The following is a 20,682-nucleotide window of genomic DNA, read 5'->3' as shown; positions in this document are numbered from 1 at the left end:
AAACAGATCTATTTTAACCTGTCTGGACGACAAGGCCCGAGCTTGGGCGAAAGTCGCTAGAATCTAGGCACTTGGCATTCTATCTGGAAGAGAACAAACAATCATGGCCGATCCAATTTTGCTTGCTCAGAACAGCAATACTCCCATTTACCTGTTGCCTGCTCTGGCCAACCGGCATGGGTGTATTACGGGTGCCACAGGAACGGGTAAAACCGTCACTTTACAGGTGCTGGCCGAAGCCTTCTCTCGTCAGGGCACGCCCGTGTTCCTGGCCGATGCCAAAGGGGATCTGAGCGGGATTTCCCAGGCAGCAGAGCCCAATCCCAAATTGCAGGAACGTCTGCAAAAACTGGGCCTGCCCGAGCCGGTCTGGGGTGCGAACCCAGTTACTTTCTGGGACGTTTTTGGTGAACAAGGCCATCCTGTCCGCGCCACTATCTCCGATATGGGGCCTTTGCTGCTGTCCCAGATTCTGGAATTGAACGACACGCAGGAAGGGATTCTGAATATTGTCTTTCGCCTGGCGGACGATGAAGGCCAACTGATTCTGGACCTGAAAGATTTGCGCGCCGTGCTGCAAGACGTATCGGACCGTGCCGCCGAGTTGCGGAATCAGTACGGCAATATCGCGGCAGCCAGTGTGGGGGCCATCCAACGCGCCTTGCTACGTCTGGAAACCCAGGGGGCGGACCGTTTTTTTGGTGAACCGGCTCTGGATGTGATGGACTGGATTCGCACTGATGCTTCTGGTCGTGGCTCGATTAACGTGCTGGCCGCGGACAAGCTGATGCAATCGCCCCGTTTGTATGCGGTGTTCTTGTTGTGGATGCTGGCTGATCTGTACGAACGCCTGCCGGAGGTGGGGGATCTGGATAAACCCCGTCTGGTCTTCTTCTTTGATGAAGCCCACTTATTGTTTACGGGTGCACCAAAAGCCTTGCTGGAGAAAGTTGAGCAGGTCGTTCGCCTGATCCGCTCCAAAGGCGTGGGTATTTACTTTGTGACGCAGAACCCGCTGGATATTCCTGACACTGTTCTGGGTCAATTGGGTAACCGTGTGCAGCATGCCTTGCGTGCCTTTACACCGCGCGATCAGAAAGCGGTCAAGACAGCCGCGCAAACCATGCGCCCTAATCCGGGCCTGGATATTGAAGCCGCCATTACCGAGCTGGGCGTGGGCGAGGCCCTGGTATCCATGCTGGATGCCAAAGGGATTCCGACGCCTACCGAACGTGCCTGGCTGGTCGCTCCCGGTAGCCGGATCGGCCCTGCGACGGATGCGGAGCGACAGGCGGTGCGACAAGCCTCCTTGTTTGGCTTGAAGTACGACCAGTCCATTGACCGCGAATCGGCCTACGAGGTGCTGGCTAAAAAAGCCACAGATGCGGCTGCCAACGGTGCGGCAGGGGCTACCCAGCCCGGAGCGGCTGCTGCTGGCAAAGATGACGGTCTGATGGGAGTGGTGAATGATTTTCTTTTTGGATCAACAGGACCGCGGGGTGGCAAGAAAGATGGCCTGGTGCAAAGCATGATTAAAACCGAGACCAAACGGGCGGCCACCAAAGTGCTGCGTGGGGTATTGGGTTCTTTATTTGGAGGAAAACGTTAATGCCCACGCAACTGCCTCATTTGATTGTTGCCACAGCACGACCATCAGAAACGACACGTTGGGCGGACGAATTCCGCAAAGCCTATCCCGATTGGACAGTTGACGAATTTGTACCGGGTCAGCCCAGCACAGGGGCGACCTACGCCGTGGTATGGCAGCCGGATACGGTCTTGTTCAAGCAGGAACCCAAGCTGCGCGCTACCTTCAATCTAGGGGCAGGCGTGGACGCGGTAGCGGGCACCATCCCGGCCGAGATGCCTTTGTACCGTCTGGAAGACGCGGGCATGGCCGAGCAAATGGCCGAATATGCCTTGTATGGTGTGCTGCGTGCCGTGGGCCGTTTTCAGCCATATGAAGAGCAGTCGCGCGAAGGCAAGTGGAAAGCCTATCGCCCGATTGATCGCCGTCAGTGGCCGGTTGCCGTGTTGGGTCTGGGGGCGATTGGTAGCAAGATTGCCAATGTCATCGCCAGTCTGGGCTATCCCGTACACGGCTGGTCGCGTCGTCTGCATGAAGCCGATTTCCCGTGCTATGCCGGTGAAGAGGGCTTGAAAGAGTGCGTCTCTGCCAGCCGTATCCTGGTCAACGCCTTGCCGCTGACACCACAGACTGAAGGCTTGATCAACCGTGATGTGCTTGCGAATTTGCAGCCTGGTGGCTATTTGATCAACGTGGCTCGTGGTGGTCACCTGGTCGATGCGGATGTGCTGGACGCCCTCAAGAGCGGCCACCTGTCAGGCGCTTTACTGGATGCCTTTACGCAAGAGCCGCTACCAGCAGATCACCCCTATTGGGGTATCCCTTCAGTGATGATTACGCCTCATATCTCGGGTATTACCGTGCGTGAACTGGCGCTGGAGCAAATTGGTTCGCGTATCGAGCTTTTGCAAGAAGGCAAACCGGCGACCGGACGGGTCAATCACAGCCAGGGTTATTAATCGTTTTCAAGTTTGAACCTGCCTGCCAGCACCGAGGGGAGCTGGCAGGCTAATTGCTGTTTCGAGAGCGGAACAGCGTCTTGTCAGAATAAGGCCGTTGCGGCCATGTAAAACCACAAGGAAAGAGGAATGAGTAAAGTGCATCGTATTGCCGTGATCGCGGGAGACGGGATTGGCAAGGAAGTCATGCCCGAGGGGCTGCGTATTCTGGAAGTGGCCGCTCGTCGTCACGCCATCAATTTTGATTGGAAAGTGCTGGACTGGAGCTCGGATTACTACCAGAAAAACGGCACCATGATGCCCTCGGACTGGAAAGCCCAATTGATGGATACTGAGGCCATTTTCTTCGGTGCGATGGGCTGGCCTGATCTGGTGCCTGATCATGTATCGCTGTGGGAGTCCCTGTTCAAATTCCGTCGTGAATTCGATCAGTACATCAACTTGCGCCCTGTGCGTTTGATGCCCGGCGTGCGCTCGCCATTGGCAGGTCGTGAGCCAGGTGATATTGATTTCTTCATCGTGCGCGAGAACACCGAAGGTGAGTACTCCAATAGCGGCGGCATCATGTTTGAAGGCACGCAGCGCGAAGTGGTCATTCAGGAAAGCGTCTTCACCCGTACCGGTACTGATCGTGTCTTGAAGTTTGCGTTTGAGCTGGCTAAAAAGCGTGGCAAGCACGTTACTGCTGCGACCAAATCCAATGGCATTTCCATCTCCATGCCCTGGTGGGATTCCCGCGTGGCCGCAATGGGCGAGCAATATCCTGATGTGAAGTGGGACAAATATCACATCGACATTCTGTGCGCGCACTTTGTGCAGCACCCGGACTGGTTCGATGTGGTGGTGGCTTCCAACTTGTTCGGAGATATTCTGTCTGACCTGGGCCCGGCCTGCACCGGCACCATCGGTATTGCACCGTCGGCCAACCTGAACCCGGAACGAGTCTTCCCATCCCTGTTTGAGCCTGTGCACGGCTCGGCACCGGATATCTACGGCAAAGGCATTGCCAACCCCGTCGGTCAGATCTGGAGTGGTGCTTTGATGCTGGATTTCCTGGGCTACCCGCAAGCCGCCGCAGAAGTGGTGCAAGCCATTGAGCAGGTTCTGGCCAATGGCCCACGCACACCAGACCTGGGCGGCCAGGCCAGCACAACAGAAGTGGGTGCAGTCATCGCCCAAGTGCTGGAAGCGATGGCCTAAGCGCTTAGCTTGATTTGGGTGGGCGCAGGCCCGCCCATGTGATGGCGCCGATCATGATGGCCCCTCCCAGCAGCGCTCGGCTGCTGGGGTATTGGGCAAAGAGCAGGGCCGCAAAGGCAATGGCATAGACAGGTTCAAGCGCGATCACAATTCCGGCACTGCGCGCATTCAGAACGCTGAGTGCAGAGACCAGCAGGTAGTGCGACAAGGCGGTACAAAACACCCCCAGCAGGGCAATCCAGACCCAGTCCACCAGTGTGCTATCGCCCAGCAGCGGCAGGGCAAAAGGCCAGCACATCAGGGCCACAAACAGGTTTTCCCACCAGGCAACTTGCTGCGCCGACAGGTGCTTGGCTGCACGTCGATTGATCAATGTGAACATGGCAAAGGTAAAGCCCGAGGCAATCGCCCAGGCCAGGCCAATGGTGGACTGATCCTGAAAGTCGAAGGAAGGGGTAACCAGCAGCAAGCCAAAAGTCACCAGTGCCAGAATGATCCATTCAGAGACGGTGACGCGCTCGCGCAGCACGGCCCATTCGCACAAGGTAATGAAGGCCGGGAAGCTGGCAAAACCCAAGGTGGCAATGGTCACACCGCCCACTTTGACGGCCACAAAGAATGTGGCCCAGTGAATGGCCAGCATGATGGAGGCCAGAAGCAGGGTGCGAAAGTCCGCTGCCTTCATTCCCTGGCGCAAGCTGCGTCCTTGAGAGCGAATGCTGATGAACAAGGCCAGGACTGCAAAGCTGGCCCGGCCAGCCGTGATCAGCATGGCGCCGACCTGGATCAATTCACCAAAAATACCGGTCAGTCCGAACAGAACAGCGGCCACATGAATGGCAGCCAGAGCACGTCCATGCGTCATGGAAAGCGATCCGAGAAAAAAGAGTCAAATTTAGGCTATTCTGGTGCTTTATATCAGCCAGCGATAGGGCAGCGGGGTCGGGCAGGCAATACGCGTAAGGCATCATTCTAAGACATTGCTACGGGCCCCTCATCAAAGGAGTAAAACAATGACGCAGACGGTTAAGGCGATACGGATTGAACGTAATGGTGGCCCCGAGGTATTGCAGTGGGCTTCGGTAGAGTTGCCTGCTCCTCAGGAGAAGGAAGTCACCATACGCCAAAAAGCGGTGGGCTTGAACTTTATCGACATCTATTTCCGTAATGGCCTCTACAGCAATCCTTTGCCGCACGGCTTGGGGTTTGAAGCGTCTGGCATTGTGGAAGCGGTGGGTTCGGGCGTTACGCATCTGAAAGTGGGCGACCGGGTCGCTTACGGCCAAAGCCCTTTGGGGGCGTATGCTGAGGCGCGTAACGTGCCTGCGGATCGTGTGGTGCGTATTCCTGATGGCATCTCGTTTGAGCAGGCCGCGGCCATGATGCTCAAGGGTCTGACCTGCTGGTACTTGTTGCGCCAGACTTATCGCGTGCATGAAGGCCAGACGATTTTGTTCCATGCAGCCGCCGGTGGTGTGGGCCTGTACGCTTGCCAATGGGCGCGTGCCTTGGGCGTGAAATTGATCGGTACGGTTTCCAGCCCTGAAAAAGCGGCGCTGGCAAAACAGAATGGCGCCTGGGAAGTGATTGATTACTCCCACGAAGATGTGGTGAAGCGCGTGCTGGAATTGACCAATGGCCAGAAAGTGCCCGTTGTATATGACGGCGTGGGTAAGGATACCTGGGAGCGCTCGCTGGATTGCTTGCAGCCGCGTGGTTTGATGGTCAGCTTCGGGAATGCTTCCGGCCCGGTAACGGGTGTGAATTTGGCGACCCTGGCATCTAAAGGTTCTTTGTATGTGACACGCCCTGTGCTGGGTGCGTATGTGCCTACGCAGGAAACCATGCAGGAAGCGGCGGACGAGATGTTTGATCTGGTGCTGCAAGGCAAGATCAAGCCTTTGATTGGTCAGCGCTTCCCGCTGGATCAGGTTGCCAAGGCGCATGAAGATCTGGCCGGTCGTCGCACGACAGGTTCTACGGTTTTGACGCTGGATTAATACGGATTGTCGGGCGGTGACGCGTGATGGGCAGATAGCCTTTGTTCAGCACTAAGCCCGAATAGTTTGTCTTATAAAAATGGCCTCCGACAAGGAGGCCATTTTTATTTCGCAGTGCTTTATCTACCCGAACTGGGCAGGCAGCAATCAGCCTTGCTCGTGGTACTGACGCACGCGCTCGACTTCATTGCGCGAACCCAGAATCACACCAATGCGCTGGTGCAGCTCAGTCGGTTGTACGTCCAGAATGCGCTGCGTGCCGTCAATCGACATGCCACCGGCTTGTTCGACCAGGAAGCTCATGGGATTGGCTTCGTACATCAAACGCAGCTTGCCTTTACGGCCAGAAGCACGGGAGTCGCGGGGGTACATGAACAGGCCACCACGTGTCAGGATGCGGTGTACATCGGCCACCATGGAGGCAATCCAGCGCATATTGTAGTTTTTGCCCAAGGGGCCTTCAGGGCCAGCCAGGCAATCGTCGATATAGCGTTTTACCGGGGCTTCCCAGTGACGCATATTGGACATATTGATGGCGAATTCTGCGGTGTCCTCAGGAATGGTGATGCGCTCGGTGGTCAGTACCCAGGAGCCCATTTCCTTGTCCAGCGTGAAGGCGGCCACGCCGTCACCCACGGTCAGCACCAGCATGGTTTGCGGGCCATAAATGGCATAACCGGCCGCAACCTGACGCACGCCGGGTTGCAGAAAGTCCTGCTCTTCAATGATACGGTCGCGAGCTTCCGGCGGCACGCTCAGTACCGAGAAGATCGTGCCAATGGATACGTTCACGTCAATGTTGGACGAACCATCCAGCGGATCAAACAAGAGCAGGTTTTCGCCTTTGGGGTAGTAGTCCGGGATGCGGTGCAGGGTGTCCATTTCCTCGGAAGCCATGGCGGCCAGGTTGCCGCCCCATTCATTGGCTTCCAGCAGGATCTCGTTGGACAGCACGTCCAGCTTTTTCTGAACTTCGCCCTGTACGTTCTCGGAGTCCAGGGAACCCAGAACGCCGCCCAGCGCTCCTTTGCTGACGGCATGGCCAATGGCCTTGCATGCGCGTGCTACGGTTTCCAGCAGCAAGCGTACGTCGGCGGTGACCGTTTTCTTCTGGCGCTGTTGCTCCACCAGATACTGAGTAAGGTTTTTCTTCAAGACAGACTCCGAGGTCAAAGAGTTAATGCTTTATGTACGATTTCGGCCACATTGCCCGACAGGCCGGGTTCGGCCTGAATGCGCTCCAGCGCCGCTTTAAGCGGGTCGCGGGCTTCGGGTTCAAAGCGGGCCCAATTATCAAACACACGGGCCAGACGGGCCGATATTTCCGGGTTGAGCTTGTCCAGGGCAATGACTTGCTCGGCCCAGAAATCATAGCCTTCCGGCGTGTGTATAGCCTGCATATTGTTGATGCAGAACTGGAAAATCAGAGAACGGGCGCGGTTGGGATTGCGCATCGAAAAGGCCGGATGCAGCATCAGGGCGCGTACCTGAGCGACTTGCGTGCTGGGGGCGGTGGCTTGCAAGCTGAACCAGCGATCCAGCACCAGGGGATTGTCCTGCCAACGCTGGAAAAAGTCATCCAGTCCGTCCTGACGGTCTTCGGCATCACCGTAGTTCACCAGCGCACTAAGAGCACCCATGCGATCAGTCATGTTGCTGGCCTGATCGTATTGGTTACGTGCCAGTTGCGGGCCGGTATTCACACCAGCGACCAGCAGGTAGTTCAGGGCCAGGTTGCGCAAGGAGCGTTGACCCGCCTGCAGGGCATCCGGGCTGTATGGAGCCTGTTCCAGGCTCAGGTATTGGTAGAGCTCTTGCCAGTAAGGGGTCAGTGCCAAGCCCAGTTCGCGTTGTAGCTGACGGCGTGCCTGCACAATGGCGCGCGGGGTCATGGGCTGGGTTTGCTCCAGCAATTCGCGCTCGCTGGGCAGAGACAGGATGCGGGCTTTATACGCTGGGCTCAGGACAGGATCTTGTACCAGGGCGTGCCAGGTCTGCACGACGGTCGCCAATTGTGAGGCCGAAGGTGTGCGTCCCGATGCAGAGGACAAGATCAGACGGGTAGCCAGCAACTGAGCGGCTTCCCAACGTGCAAACGGATCAGTGTCGTGACGGGCCAGCAGCGCCAGTTCGGAATCCGGACGGTAGTAGTCCACTCGTACGGGAGCGGAGAAATTGCGCAACAAGGACAGAACTGGCGCCTCAGGAATCTGCGTGAAGGTCCAGCTTTGTTCGGCTTCGGTGAAATCCAGCACCAGGGTATCGCCTTGCTGCTCGTCCAGATGAAGGGTCAGCGGTGTGCCTTGCTGATCCAGCATGCCCAGTGCAAAGGGGATATGCAAAGGCGGCTTGGGTGTGGATTTATTCTCGATCCCTGCGGGCGCATTACTTTGGCGCAAGGTCAGGGTAGCGGTCTGGGTAGCAGGATCATGTGTCAGGCTGACCTTGACGCGCGGCGTGCCAGCTTGCTGATACCAGCGACGGAATTGCTCCAAGCTCTGGCCGGGTTTGACCTGGCGATACACGCTGTCCATGCTGTCCACGAAATCATCGCAGGTGACAGCCTGGCCGTCATGGCGCTTGAAGTATTCGCGGATACCGGCCTGGAAGTTTTCTTCGCCCAGCAGGGTGTGCTGCATGCGAATGACTTCTGCGCCTTTTTCGTAAATGGTGGCGGTATAGAAGTTGCTGATTTCCTGATAGCTTTCTGGCCGAATAGGGTGAGCCATCGGGCCAGCGTCTTCCGGGAATTGAGCGGCGCGCAGCACGCTGACATCATCAATGCGTTTGACGGCACGGGCACTGGCGGCTTGAGCGCCATCCAGTCCTTGGGCCAGCATGTCAGCGGAAAACTCCTGATCGCGGAAAACCGTCAGGCCTTCCTTCAGGGATAACTGGAACCAGTCGCGGCAGGTGACGCGGTTGCCGGTCCAGTTATGGAAGTATTCGTGACCAATGACAGCTTCCACGGCATGGAAGGACGCATCGGTGGTGCTTTGTGCATCAGCCAGCACGTAGGCGGCGTTAAAGATGTTCAGGCCTTTGTTTTCCATCGCGCCCATATTGAAGTCGCGAGCGGCCACAATCATGAAGCGGTCCAGATCCAGTTCCAGACCAAAGCGCTGTTCATCCCAACGTACGGAATGTTCCAGGCATTCCATGGCCCATTCTGTTTTATCGCCATCACCACGATCGCAATAAACCTGCAATAGGGCAGGCTGGCCATTGGCCTTTTTGATTTCGCGTTCGCGCACATCAAAATCGCCAGCAACCAGTGCAAATAAATAAGAAGGTTTTGGAAAAGGATCTTCCCAGATGGCCTGAGTACGGCCATCGTCCAGCGTGGTGCTTTCCAGCAAATTGCCGTTGGAGAGCAAATAGGGATAGAGCTTGGCATCGCCGCGCAGCACCACTTCATAACGGGACATCACATCAGGACGGTCCGGGAAGAAGGTAATACGACGAAAGCCCTGGGCTTCACATTGGGTAAACAGATTCTGGCCTGATACATACAGGCCCATCAACATGGTGTTGTCTTGTGGGCGGCAGCGGCTCACCAGCGCCAGATCAAATTCTGCGGTCTGGGGCGAGAGCGTCAGGCCCTGTTCATCAAGCTGGTAATCCTGGGCAGTCAGGGTGACGCCGTTGATACTGACTTCAAGCAGTTCAATGTCTTCGCCATCCAGTACCAGGGGGCGGATCTGGCCGTCCTGGCTGCTGGCTCGAAAAGCCAGACGAACCAAGGTTTGCTCGGCCGCCAAATCAAATTCCAGTCGTACCTTCTCTATTTGATAGGGGTAGGGCTGGTAATCGTGGCGGGAGATCGTAGGTAAGGTGTCTGTGCGCATGTGATCCTGGTCCGACAATCGAAAAAAGATGGTCTATTGTAATGTTGTTTGAACGCCCACACTGGACGCCAGAAACAGGCAGTAAACTAATTGTTCGTCGGCGCTACGGTGCTGTCATTAAACGGGCTTGAACGTGCAAGCGAAAAACAAGCAAGGGTGAAACTATGACGTTATTTTCTGAAGGGTTTTCCTGGCGCGCCCTACGCCTGATGAGCCTGGCATTGGCGGTATTGACCACGGCTTGCGCTGCGCCTAGCTGGTCTGCCAAATTGACGCGTTATCAGCAGTGGCCCACGGCTACCAGTGGCGATACGTATTACATCAAGTCTGCAGCTGATAAAAGCAGCAATCTGCAATATCAGTCTTTTGCAGATTCTGTGCGGGCTTCCATTGGCGTTACCGGACTCGTGCAAGCGGCGGATCTGAAGTCTGCGCGTTTTGTGGTGCAAATGGATTATGGCAATCCGCAGGAACAAAGCTGGGTGCCTCAATTTTCAGATAGTTTTTATGGTCCATCGGCTTGGGGAATCGGTCGCGGCTATTATGCGCCAAATGATGGTTGGGGCGGCGGTTTCTTTTATTCTCCGAATGTAGTGAATGTTCCTGTCACTGTGTATAAAAATTATCTAAATGTAATCATTACAGATAATCAAAACTCGGGCGCAGAAGTGTATCGTGCTACAGCCGTCTCTTATAGCCATTCTGACAACCTGGACCAGCAGATGCCATTTTTGTCCCAGGCCATATTTGATGGTTTCCCCGGAAATAATGGACAGGTGATTGATATCCGATATCCTTTACCACGGGATTGAGCAGGAAGAAACCCGGCTTTATGTAGGGGATTTATAAAAACAAGAAAGGGACCGCTTTTTCAAGCGGTCCCTTTCTTTTGTTTGGTTCCGACACTTATTTGATCAGGAACTCTTCACGGCTGCGGCCATTGGCTTCAGCATCAATGATCCACCGTGGTGGACGGCCACGGCCTGTCCAGGTGTCCTGGGTGCCGGGGTGGCGGTATTTGGGAGGCAGGCTGGTCTTGGGGCCGTCGGAACCAGCACCAGCTCCGCGGCGGGCGGAGTTGTCCAGAGCTTCAGCGACTTCATCAATCGTGATCTCGTTGTCTTGCATGGACTTGACGATAGACGCGATGACAGGACGACGCTGTTTGACACGAAGAGATTTCATCTGTTTTTGCAGACGCAGAATCTCTTTTTCTATCTTCTGCTTTGCGGAGCTGTAAGTTTCGACTGACATATAGGATTCCTGTTTCATGTTTGTAGTTATCTGATAAACCCTGCCTGCACAAGCTCATGTTTATCATGCGAAAACAGTGTACTTTGATTTTCTTGAAAAGATAAGTAGTTTGGATAAAAAATAAACGCTTAATCAAAAAGGTGTTTGGTTTTTGTAATTATTTAAGCTCATTAGACAATTCTATGGCTCTTGATTATTTAATCTAATCATGGGTTATCATGAATTTGAATGGGTTTATATCAAAACCATATAGGTGCGTTTCTAATTAGGTAAATTTTAAAATAGTTTTAATTCCGTATCAGAAAATGTCGTAATTGGAATTTTCAAACTGATTAGTTCAATAGGCTGATTTTTGCTTCAGAATGCCCGGAAGGGGCCTGATCAGTACGTCGGCATCGCATACGGTGGCACATTCTGTTTTAATGCTCAGATAGACGGAAAGCCAAGTGGCTGTCAGCACGTCTCTTGGTACCCATTTTCGTCCCTTGCAGCCCTGGGTTTGCGGGGGATCTGTCAGTAGGAATAAACGATGAAGCTAGTTGATCCGGCTATCAATGCCCTGGAATGCGCCCGTGGACTGTTGCTTGACCCTTGGGGCTTGAATGAAAGCCACTTGTCCGGCGCGCTCGGTGAGATCTTCACCCATCAGGCTGACTATGCCGATTTATATTTTCAGTACACCCGCAGCGAAGGCTGGGCGCTGGATGAAGGGATTGTCAAAAGCGGTAGCTTTTCAATCGAGCAGGGTGTGGGGGTACGCGCATTAAGTGGTGAAAAAACCGCTTTTGCCTATTCGGATTCCTTGAGCCCGGAAGCCTTGCTGTCCTCGGCGCGTGTGGTGCGCTCGATTGCGCGTCAGGGCGGTTCGGGTAAAAGCGGCATCCTGGTGCCCAGTGATTCGCAGCGACCTACCTTGTATACCGGTACAGATCCTATCGCCAGCTTGCCTGCTCCTGACAAAGTCGCTTTGCTGGGACGGCTGGATGCGTTGGCCCGTGCCGCGGATTCGCGCGTGGTGCAGGTCATGGCCAGCCTGGGTGCAGAATACGATGTCGTGCTGGTTGCCGGTAGTGATGGCCGTCTGGCAGCGGATGTACGCCCTCTGGTGCATTTGTCCCTGTCGGTCATTGTGGAACATAAAGGCCGCCGTGAACGCGGCTCGGCAGCCGGTGGCGGACGGGTAGACCTGTCTTATTTCTCCGACGACATGCTGCGCAGCTATGTGGACAAGGCCGTGCGTTCGGCCATGACCAATCTGGAAGCCAAGCCTGCACCTGCAGGGCAGATGACGGTAGTTCTGGGCCCAGGCTGGCCCGGCATCATGCTGCACGAAGCGGTGGGGCATGGTCTGGAAGGCGACTTCAACCGTCGTGGCAGCAGCTTGTTTGCAGGTCGTATTGGGCAGCGGGTGGCTTCTAAAGGCGTAACCGTTATTGATGACGGTACGCTGGAAAACCGCCGTGGTTCCCTGAATATGGATGACGAAGGCAATGCCACACAACGTACCGTCCTGATTGAAGACGGTATTTTGAAAGGCTATTTGCAAGACACCCATAATGCTCGCCTGATGGGTGCGGCTGTCACGGGAAATGGCCGTCGCGAATCCTACGCCAGCCTGCCTTTGCCACGCATGACCAATACCTTCATGTTGGGTGGCGATAAAGATCCGCAGGAAATTATTGCCTCGGTGAAGAAAGGTTTATATGCCGTAGACTTCGGTGGCGGTCAGGTTGATATTACGAGCGGTAAGTTTGTTTTCTCGACTTCGGAAGCCTGGGTTATTGAAAATGGCAAACTGATGTACCCCGTCAAAGGGGCCACCTTGATTGGCAGCGGTCCAGATGCCATGAATCAGATCAGCATGATTGGTAATGACATGCAGTTGGATTCGGGTGTGGGTACGTGTGGCAAAGAAGGACAAAGTGTTCCAGTCGGGGTGGGGATTCCTACCGTGCGGATGGAAAACCTGACTGTCGGTGGTACGGCCTGATTTAATTTGGTGCCTAATAAAACCGATAAAAAGACCGCCCAAGATGATATTCATTTGGGCGGTCTTTTTTTATGCTGCTTTTATTGCAGCGCAGCAAAAAGTTTTTGTCTTTTGTTCGGTTCGGGGTACTGAGTTCGCCGAGACATTCATTCTTGTCTTACGAGGCCTGCGTATTTTTCGCTACTTTGAGTCTGCGAGTGCGTGTGGCCAGCCAACACAGCAAGGCACCCAAACACACCATGGCAGAGCCTTGCCAGAAGGTCAGGGTTAAGGGTGCTTGTAGCAAAAAGGTGGACAGGGCAGCCGAGAACACCGGGATAAAGTAAGAGGCACCCGCCAGTATCGTGACATTGCCATGCAAAATGCCCACGTTCCAGGCGGCGTAGCCAAACCCCATGGCAATCGCTGCCAGCAGCAAATAAACCAGTGCAGGAACCGTGAACACCATCTCGGCGGCTCCTTGGCCCAAGTATTTGATCCACAGCACGCCCGCTGTCAGCATAAAAAATAAGGTGATGCCGTTTTTGCCCTGAGCGATACGGGCAGTCATGGTGCTATAGCCCGCCCAGATCAGGGCTCCCGTAAACGCCAGGCCATAGCTGAGCGGGTTGTCCTGCACATTGAGCCAGATGCTGTGCAGACTCAAGCCTTGCTCACCCCCCAAAATCCAGCTAATACCCATCATGGAGAGCAGCAGGCCCGGTGCGATCAGCCAGTTGGCCTTTTGCCCATTGAACAAAATAGCCGCCACGATGGTGAAGGTAGGCCATAGGTAATTGACCATGCCCACTTCAATCGCCTGCTGGCTGTTATGGGCATAGCCAATAGACAGGGCCAGGCACAGCTCATAACAGACAAACAGGATGCTGCCCCAAATCAGGTAGCGGCGCGGGAACTCACGCAGGCGCACCCAACCCACAGATAAAAGAAGAAAGACCGAGGCCAGGGTGTAGATCAGGGCAGCGCCGCCGGTGGCACCCAGATAGTCGCTGACGCTGCGGATCAGGCCGACAATCGTGCTCCAAAGAACAATGGCGATCAGACCAATCAGGGTTGCCTTATCAGATTGCTTCATGCTGGTTTCAATGTCTGCAAGGTGCGCCGTGAACGGGCAGCGGCTTTACTTGGCCAAGAGACTTATGGGTTAATGGGCCGGGTTGGATTCAGGCTTGGGTGGTTCGCAAGCAGGACTCGTGGCAGTTTACTGTAAGCTGCGTGTCGTCCTGAACCGCTCTTGGTGAAAAAGGATAGAGCAGGGCATCGTTCTGCGCCTTGCTAGCCCGATCCCGGAAGGAGCTGGTACTTACATTTTTTTGGATTTTGAGTCAGATCCCTGCGTTTACGTTCGCTATGATTTTGAGTGTAAATCGGTTTGACTTGAATCTTTTCTAGGCATATCATTTCAACACGAATTAATCGTGCTGAATTATTTTGTTTGGCTAATTAAATGACCACAGATCAACACTACGATTTACGAATTTTGCGGGCTTTGCGCCAGATCACGCGCTCGATTGCCCTGCATTCCAGGCAGTTGTCGGCGTACAGCAATATCACCGCGCCCCAGTTGATCTGCCTGCGCACCATTATCGAAAAAGGCCCGCTGACGGCCACGGCCATCAGCCGCGAGATGCATGTCAGCCCCAGCACCGTCGTCGGTATTCTGGATCGCCTGGAAGATAAAAAACTGGTGCTGCGTGAGCGTGGCCGTGAAGACCGGCGCATTGTATTTGTCAGCGCGACCCCTGAAGGGGTGACGCTGGCACGCGATACCCCGTCCCCTTTGCAAAAGAAGCTGTCGGACGCTTTGAAAGAACTGCCCGAGTTGGAACAGGCCACCATGACCTTGTCCCTGGAGCGCATTGTTCGTCTGCTTGATGCTGACCCGGATGTTGTGCTGGAGGCCGACGATACGGCCTCGCCTATTCTTGAGGTCCCGGAAGGGGATGTACCCCCCGAATCCGGGTTGGTGGTTTGACGGATCGACCTAGTCCGGGCAGCTTGGCAGTCAATGTGACGACTGCCCAGTCTGCCCCCAGTAAACCGGCGCTGGTACTGCGTGCGCCCTTGTTGCGCGATGCAGCGGCCATCCATCAGTTGATTGCCGATTGCCCGCCGCTGGATCTGAATTCTGAATATCTCTATTTGCTGCTCAGCGAGCACTTCGCCCAAACCTGCGTCGTGGCGCAGAACGGGGAACAAATAGACGGTTTCATCTCTGCCTACTTTCTCCCCGACCGTCCTGATGTGCTCTTTGTATGGCAAGTCGCCGTGCATGAGCGCGCCCGTGGGCGGCGTCTGGGGCAGGCCATGCTGGAGCATTTGAAGCAACGCTTGCGTGGTCGTTCCTTACGCTATCTGGAAACAACGGTCAGCCCCGGCAATCGGGCCTCGCGAGGCCTGTTTGCGGCCATGGCCCGGCATTGGGCTGCGCCCATGCAGGAACAGGAATTTTTCGATATCGCCTTGTTCGCCGATCAGGCGCACGAGGCAGAACCTCTATTACGAATCGGCCCCTTGGACTCTGGATAAGGGGACTTTACGCAAAAGAACGGTAGAGCCGGTCTGGTTCGCTGATTGTAGTTTGTCGGCTCAAGACACGCCGTTCTATAACCAGGAGAGGAAATATGACTGATTTAAAAATATTCGACCGGATGGAGTCTGAAGTAAGGGGCTACGTCCGGTCCTTCCCGGTCATTTTCAACAAAGCCCGAGGCTCGGTCTTGGAGGACGAGTCAGGCAGGCAATACATCGATTTTTTCAGTGGGGCCGGTACGCTCAACTACGGGCATAACAACCCCCATCTGAAAGAAAAGCTGATTGACTACCTGAACACCGACGGCTTGGTACACGGTTTGGACATGGCCACCAGTGCCAAGAAATACTTTCTTGAAACGGTGGACAAAGTTCTGCTCAAACCGCGCGGGTGGGACTACCGCCTGCAGTTTACGGGGCCTACGGGCACCAATGCCGTGGAAGCGGCGTTGAAATTGGCACGCCAGGTCAAGGGCCGCCAGAATGTGATTTCCTTTACGCATGGTTTCCACGGCGTCAGCACGGGTTCCCTGGCAGTGACGGCGAACTCCAAGTTTCGTAGTGCAGCGGGTGTGGCCCTGGGTAATACCTCGTTCATGCCTTATGACGGCTACTTGGGACCGGACGTCAACACGATGGCTTATCTGGAGCGTTTGCTGGAAGATCCCAGCAGTGGCCTGGACCATCCTGCCGCGGTCATCGTGGAAACTGTGCAGGGTGAAGGGGGCGTGAACGTCGCTACACAGCGCTGGCTGCGTGAACTGCAACGGCTGTGCCGCGAGCACGACATGCTGCTGATCATCGATGACATTCAGGTGGGTTGCGGACGTACTGGCCGCTTCTTCAGCTTTGAACAAGCGGGTATCAGCCCCGACATCATCACTCTGTCCAAATCCCTGTCCGGCTTTGGTTTGCCCATGTCTTTGGTCTTGCTGCGTCCTGAACTGGATGTGTGGAAGCCCAGCGCCCATAACGGCACCTTCCGTGGCAACAACCTGGCCTTTGTGACGGCGGCTCAAGCGCTGGAAAGTTACTGGGCGGACGAGCAATTTGAAAATGAAATTCTGGCTAAAGAGCGCCAAGTGCGTGACTGGCTGGAAAACCTGGTGCACAGCTACCCCGACCGTGGTTTGAGCGTGCGTGGTCGCGGCCTGATTCAAGGCTTGGTGACGCCACCCGGAGCCGGTCTGGCCAATGAAATTGCCGCTCAGTCCTTCAAGCAAGGTCTGGTGATTGAAACCTCGGGCGCCCACGATGAAGTTCTGAAGTTGTTGCCTGCCCTGACGATCAGCAATGAAGAGCTGACTCAAGGCCTGGACATTATTGAACGCAGCGTGGCCCAGTGCCTGTCCAAACGCGGTAGTCAGGCCAAGATTCTGAAGATTGGAGGAGCACGCTAATGTTGGTGAAAAACGTACAAGATGTGATTGGAACCCGCGACGAGGTGCGTACAGACACCTGGGTCAGCCGCCGTGTTTTGCTCAAGAAAGACGGCATGGGTTTTTCCTTTCACGAAACCGTTATTTTTCCTGGCACCGAGACGCATATCCACTACCAGAATCACCTGGAAGCGGTGTGGTGCATCGAGGGTGATGGCGAAATCGAAACCGTTGCCGACGGCAAGAAATACGATTTGGGTCCAGGCGTGGTTTACGCGCTGGATCAGCACGATGAACACTATCTGCGCGGTGGCAAAGAGCCGCTGCGGGTGATCTGCGTGTTCAATCCGCCCCTGACCGGCCAGGAAGTTCACGATGAGAAAGGGGTTTACCCAGCCATCGTGGAAGACTAAGGAAGGAGAGCATCATGACAGTGACCATGAGCGATCTGTACACATCCCGTACAGAACGAACGGCGGCCATCGTCAGCCGCCAGGAGCCGGTGGTGTACCCGGACCCGGTAGGTAGCCAGCCTCTGAACAAGGCCCAGTTGCGTGAATACGAGAGCAATGGTTTTTTGTTGCTGCCTGACTTGTTCAATGCGCAGGAAGTACAGGCTTTGTTGGGCAATGTGGAAGCCATGAGTGCCGACCCCGGCATTTTGTCGCGGGAAGAAGCCGTGGTGGAAAAGGGTAGCCAGGCTGTGCGCTCTATCTTTCGAGTGCATGAGCTAAGCGAGCTGATTGCCCGCCTGGTACGCGATCCGCGTGTGCTGGATGTGGCCCGTCAGATTCTGGGCTCGGATGTCTATGTGCACCAGTCTCGTGCCAACCTGAAACCGGGCTTTACCGGCAAGGAGTTCTACTGGCACTCGGACTTTGAGACCTGGCATATCGAAGACGGCATGCCGCAGATGCGGGCGTTAAGCTGCTCAGTGCTGCTGACTGACAATAATGTGTGCAACGGCCCCTTGATGCTGGTGCCGGGCTCGCACCGTCAGTTCATCTCGTGCACAGGTCAAACACCGGACGATCATTACAAGGAATCCTTGCGCAAGCAGGAGTATGGCGTGCCCGATCCGATCAGCCTGCGTTTGCTGGTGGATCAGGGCGGTATAGAAGCCATTACCGCCAAGGCCGGTTCGGTGATCTTTTTTGACTGCAATACCTTGCACGGCTCGGCCAGCAATATCTCGCCTTGGCCACGAGCCAATGTGTTCACGGTCTATAACAGCGTGGAAAACAGTGTGGGTGATCCCAAACAGGGACTGACGCCACGTCCTGCGCATGTGGCCACTCGGGGGCAGTTCTCTGCCTTGACGCCCTTGAATGGACCGCTGCTGGAGTCCTAAGCAAGAAGGTCTGTGCCTTGGGTGCAGACTTGGCCGGATAAGACGCTCCCTGGATTTATTTCCAGGGGGCGTTTTTTGTGGGCTCAAGATCGTGAACAAGGGAGGCAAGCTTATGGGCCGTGCCTTGGGCAGATGACTAGGTCTGCCCCATATTGACTGGCCTGGGTTCAGAAAGCCGTTAGCGGAGATACTCAGTAGCTATGACTTGGCTTGTGCTGGAGCCTGTGTGGTGGCGGTTGGCCTGGATCTGCCGGTCTTAATGCGCTCAATTAGCAACACCTATTTATTTATACCCGGATAATATTGACTGATTAATATCGTCCGGGTAAAAATAGAGACTTCTTAATCGAAGCATTGGTTTTGCTATGAAAACGACTTACCCCAATACCTACACCAGCTTTATGGGTCACCGCCGTATCGCGTCCGGCCCCATGCTGGCCAATGTGCTGGCCGTGAAAAAAATTCTGGAGAGCCGGGTTAACGATCCCGTGTTGATCTTTGACGATGTGACGGGCCACTTTGTGGATGTGAATACCCAAGGGACGGACGAGGAGCTGGCGCAACGCTATGCGGCAGTGGATGTGTCTGAAGCTGAGGTCGAGCAGACCGAGGAGGAGGCCCCACGAGGCCGTGGTCGACCCAAGCTGGGCGTGGTTCCCCGTGAAGTGACCTTGTTGCCACGCCATTGGGATTGGCTGGCGACTCAAGCCGGAGGTGCTTCGGTTGCGCTACGCAAACTGGTTGAAGAAGCGCGCCGTGCCAGCGCGGCTAAAGATCAGCGCCGTCAGGCGCAGGAGCGGGCCTATAACTTCATGACCGCAATTGGTGGTGATTTGCCCGGTTTTGAAGAAGCCATGCGGGCCTTGTTTGCTGATGAGCTTGAGCGTTTCAACGCCCTGCTGGCTGCCTGGCCGGAGGATGTGCGGGAGCATGCGATCAAGCTGGCGCAATCCCCTGTATTTTCTTTGGCCGAGTAAGTTTTGAGGGCGTGGAAGGGCTGAGCTTCCAAGGGACAGGCGATAAAAAAACGGGCTATTAATAGCCCGTTTTTTATCGCCGGAATGAGGTGTTGAAATAGTCTTCAACCAAGAGGCATGGTGAATGACTAGGCCGCCTGAATGAAGTTGCTTAAAAACGCCTGTGTCCGTGCTTCCTGTGGATTGCAGAACACTTGTTCTGGTGGGCCGGATTCCACGATCACGCCTTTATCAAAGAAGCAGACGCGATCTGACACTTCCTTGGCAAACTGCATTTCGTGGGTCACCAGCAGAATCGTCAGATCTTGCTCCTGGCTGAGCTTCTGAATCACGCCCAGTACTTCGCCGACCAGTTCCGGGTCCAGTGCCGAGGTGGGCTCGTCAAATAGCAGAATGTTCGGTTCCATGGCCAGGGCCCGTGCAATACCTACACGCTGTTGTTGTCCGCCGGAGAGCTGGCTGGGGAATTTGTCCGCATGGTCGATCAGGCCCACCAGATCCAGATATTTTGTGGCCCGCTCGCGTGCCTGCTCTTTGGACAGACCCAGCACATGGGTCGGCGCTTCCGTCACGTTACGCATCACCGTCATGTGCGGGAACAGATTGAACTGCTGGAACACCATACCCATTTCTTTGCGCATTTCGCGCAAATGGTTCTGACTGGCGGGCACCAGTTTGTCGTCGACCCGTTCGTGCCATAAAGGCTTGCCAGCTACCGTGATGAGGCCTTCGTCGATTGTCTCCAGCGTCATCAAAATACGTAGCACGGTGGATTTACCAGAACCGGAAGGGCCGATGATGGTGACTTTCTCACCCGGTTCCACCTGAAAGTTCAAGGCGTCCAGGACGGTGACATCACCAAACTTCTTGGTGACATTGTCAAATTGAATGATGGGGCTTGTTGTGTCAGTCATCGCAGGGGGATTCCTTGCTTGGGCAAACGCCGGTCCAGCGTTCGTACCCCAGCCGAAGCCAGGAGGGTCAGCAGCAGATACAGGCCGCCCACCATGGACAGGGGAATGATGTAGTTAAAAGTACGGTCACCAATAATCTTGGCCACGTTCAGGACTTCCAGCACCGACACCACAGAGAGCACGGGCACGTCTTTCATGATGGAGACCAGGTAATTGCCCATCGCGGGAATGATGCGCGGGATAGCCTGGGGCAGGGTGATGACCATAAAGGTGCGCAGCGGGGAAATATCCAGTGCGCGGGCCGCTTCCGTCTGGCCGTGGGTGACCGATTCCAGACCGGCCCGATAGACCTCGGACAGATAGGCGCTGTACTGCACACCCAGCGCCAGTGCGCCGGTCAGGAAGGCGGGCAGCACAATGCCGTAGTCCGGCAGCACGTAGTACAGGAAAAACAATTGCACCAGTAAGGGCGTGTCGCGCAGGAATTCGGTCAGCACATAGGCGGGCCAGGAAATCAGGCGCAGACGCACGCTTTTCAGGCCTGCCAGAATCAGCCCTAAAACGGCAGCAACACCAAAGCCCAGCACCGCGGCCTGGATGGTGACCCATAAACCCTTAAGCAAAATAGGCAGGATAGACAGCGCAAATGCTCCGTTGCTGCTGGTGTCCCATTCAATACCAAACAGCATG

At 55.2% G+C, this 20,682-nt stretch carries 19 protein-coding genes; 12 read left to right on the top strand and 7 right to left on the bottom strand.

The features are described from left to right. The first annotated feature begins 103 nt into the window (after positions 1 to 103). The 3 genes from JYG33_RS07170 (at position 104) to JYG33_RS07160 (ending at position 3,747) form a co-directional block, all read left to right on the top strand. The gene (locus tag JYG33_RS07170) at positions 104 to 1,609 is read left to right on the top strand and encodes a helicase HerA-like C-terminal domain-containing protein (RefSeq protein WP_207875301.1); all 1,506 of its coding nucleotides are present in this window, start codon (positions 104 to 106) and stop codon (positions 1,607 to 1,609) included. After that, on the top strand, positions 1,609 to 2,547 hold the full coding sequence (locus tag JYG33_RS07165; RefSeq protein ID WP_207875300.1) for a glyoxylate/hydroxypyruvate reductase A: 939 nt from the start codon (positions 1,609 to 1,611) through the stop codon (positions 2,545 to 2,547). Before JYG33_RS07170 ends, JYG33_RS07165 begins: the two co-directional genes overlap by 1 nt. A gap of 129 nt (positions 2,548 to 2,676) precedes the next feature. Further along, on the top strand, positions 2,677 to 3,747 hold the full coding sequence (locus tag JYG33_RS07160) for a tartrate dehydrogenase (RefSeq protein WP_207875299.1): 1,071 nt from the start codon (positions 2,677 to 2,679) through the stop codon (positions 3,745 to 3,747). Positions 3,748 to 3,751: 4 nt separating this feature from the next. On the opposite strand, the gene JYG33_RS07155 is transcribed toward JYG33_RS07160, so the two are convergent. Continuing rightward, positions 3,752 to 4,612, bottom strand: a complete 861-nt coding sequence (locus tag JYG33_RS07155; protein ID WP_207875298.1) for a DMT family transporter — start codon at positions 4,610 to 4,612, stop codon at positions 3,752 to 3,754. 148 nt (positions 4,613 to 4,760) lie between these two features. Between JYG33_RS07155 and JYG33_RS07150 the strand changes: the two genes are divergently transcribed. Further along, positions 4,761 to 5,747 (top strand): quinone oxidoreductase, encoded by a 987-nt coding sequence (locus JYG33_RS07150; RefSeq protein WP_207875297.1) that lies wholly within the window; start codon positions 4,761 to 4,763, stop codon positions 5,745 to 5,747. Between the two features lie 147 nt (positions 5,748 to 5,894). On the opposite strand, the gene JYG33_RS07145 is transcribed toward JYG33_RS07150, so the two are convergent. Together JYG33_RS07145 and pepN are read right to left on the bottom strand one after the other, a co-directional pair. After that, positions 5,895 to 6,920: a class 1 fructose-bisphosphatase gene (locus JYG33_RS07145; RefSeq protein WP_207875296.1), complete on the bottom strand. Its 1,026-nt coding sequence runs from the start codon at positions 6,918 to 6,920 to the stop codon at positions 5,895 to 5,897. Beyond that, on the bottom strand, positions 6,917 to 9,595 hold the full coding sequence (pepN, locus tag JYG33_RS07140; protein WP_207875295.1) for an aminopeptidase N: 2,679 nt from the start codon (positions 9,593 to 9,595) through the stop codon (positions 6,917 to 6,919). Before pepN ends, JYG33_RS07145 begins: the two co-directional genes overlap by 4 nt. A gap of 164 nt (positions 9,596 to 9,759) precedes the next feature. On the opposite strand from pepN, the gene JYG33_RS07135 reads away from it, so the two are divergent. Next, entirely contained in the window at positions 9,760 to 10,407 is a 648-nt protein-coding gene (locus JYG33_RS07135; RefSeq protein ID WP_207875294.1) for a DUF4136 domain-containing protein, read from the top strand. 94 nt (positions 10,408 to 10,501) lie between these two features. Here JYG33_RS07135 and JYG33_RS07130 read toward each other — a convergent pair whose 3' ends face one another. Beyond that, positions 10,502 to 10,849 carry an H-NS histone family protein gene (locus JYG33_RS07130; protein ID WP_207875293.1) on the bottom strand — a complete coding sequence of 116 codons (348 nt, stop codon included), beginning with the start codon at positions 10,847 to 10,849 and terminating at the stop codon, positions 10,502 to 10,504. Between the two features lie 529 nt (positions 10,850 to 11,378). On the opposite strand from JYG33_RS07130, the gene tldD reads away from it, so the two are divergent. Then, positions 11,379 to 12,839: a metalloprotease TldD gene (tldD, locus tag JYG33_RS07125; RefSeq protein WP_207875292.1), complete on the top strand. Its 1,461-nt coding sequence runs from the start codon at positions 11,379 to 11,381 to the stop codon at positions 12,837 to 12,839. 157 nt (positions 12,840 to 12,996) lie between these two features. Here the strand turns inward: tldD and yddG are convergent, their stop codons facing one another. Beyond that, positions 12,997 to 13,914, bottom strand: coding sequence for an aromatic amino acid DMT transporter YddG (gene yddG / locus JYG33_RS07120; RefSeq protein WP_207875291.1), 918 nt, complete (start codon positions 13,912 to 13,914; stop codon positions 12,997 to 12,999). A 372-nt stretch (positions 13,915 to 14,286) separates the two neighbouring features. Between yddG and JYG33_RS07115 the strand changes: the two genes are divergently transcribed. From JYG33_RS07115 to JYG33_RS07090, 6 genes are all read left to right on the top strand, one after another. Then, positions 14,287 to 14,814 carry a MarR family transcriptional regulator gene (locus JYG33_RS07115; RefSeq protein ID WP_153230579.1) on the top strand — a complete coding sequence of 176 codons (528 nt, stop codon included), beginning with the start codon at positions 14,287 to 14,289 and terminating at the stop codon, positions 14,812 to 14,814. A gap of 77 nt (positions 14,815 to 14,891) precedes the next feature. Then, entirely contained in the window at positions 14,892 to 15,368 is a 477-nt protein-coding gene (gene ectA, locus JYG33_RS07110) for a diaminobutyrate acetyltransferase (RefSeq protein WP_243430340.1), read from the top strand. A gap of 95 nt (positions 15,369 to 15,463) precedes the next feature. Next, positions 15,464 to 16,771, top strand: a complete 1,308-nt coding sequence (gene ectB / locus JYG33_RS07105; RefSeq protein WP_207875289.1) for a diaminobutyrate--2-oxoglutarate transaminase — start codon at positions 15,464 to 15,466, stop codon at positions 16,769 to 16,771. Continuing rightward, complete coding sequence (locus JYG33_RS07100) at positions 16,771 to 17,163, top strand: ectoine synthase (protein WP_009456191.1); 393 nt, start codon at positions 16,771 to 16,773, stop codon at positions 17,161 to 17,163. The genes ectB and JYG33_RS07100 overlap by 1 nt, the downstream gene beginning before the upstream one ends. A 14-nt stretch (positions 17,164 to 17,177) precedes the next feature. Further along, entirely contained in the window at positions 17,178 to 18,101 is a 924-nt protein-coding gene (thpD, locus tag JYG33_RS07095; protein ID WP_207875288.1) for an ectoine hydroxylase, read from the top strand. Positions 18,102 to 18,466: 365 nt separating this feature from the next. Next, a complete protein-coding gene (locus JYG33_RS07090; RefSeq protein WP_207875287.1) occupies positions 18,467 to 19,078 on the top strand; it encodes a DUF2239 family protein in 612 nt (203 codons plus the stop codon). Positions 19,079 to 19,206: 128 nt separating this feature from the next. On the opposite strand, the gene ehuA is transcribed toward JYG33_RS07090, so the two are convergent. After that, on the bottom strand, positions 19,207 to 19,992 hold the full coding sequence (gene ehuA, locus JYG33_RS07085) for an ectoine/hydroxyectoine ABC transporter ATP-binding protein EhuA (RefSeq protein ID WP_243430293.1): 786 nt from the start codon (positions 19,990 to 19,992) through the stop codon (positions 19,207 to 19,209). After that, entirely contained in the window at positions 19,989 to 20,681 is a 693-nt protein-coding gene (gene ehuD, locus JYG33_RS07080; protein ID WP_207875286.1) for an ectoine/hydroxyectoine ABC transporter permease subunit EhuD, read from the bottom strand. The genes ehuA and ehuD overlap by 4 nt, the downstream gene beginning before the upstream one ends. Position 20,682 lies beyond the last annotated feature (1 nt).

Source organism: Alcaligenes sp. SORT26 (genome assembly GCF_017377875.1).
GTDB classification, from domain to species: Bacteria; Pseudomonadota; Gammaproteobacteria; order Burkholderiales; family Burkholderiaceae_B; genus Alcaligenes; species Alcaligenes parafaecalis.
This window is presented reverse-complemented; position numbering and strand designations above follow the sequence as displayed.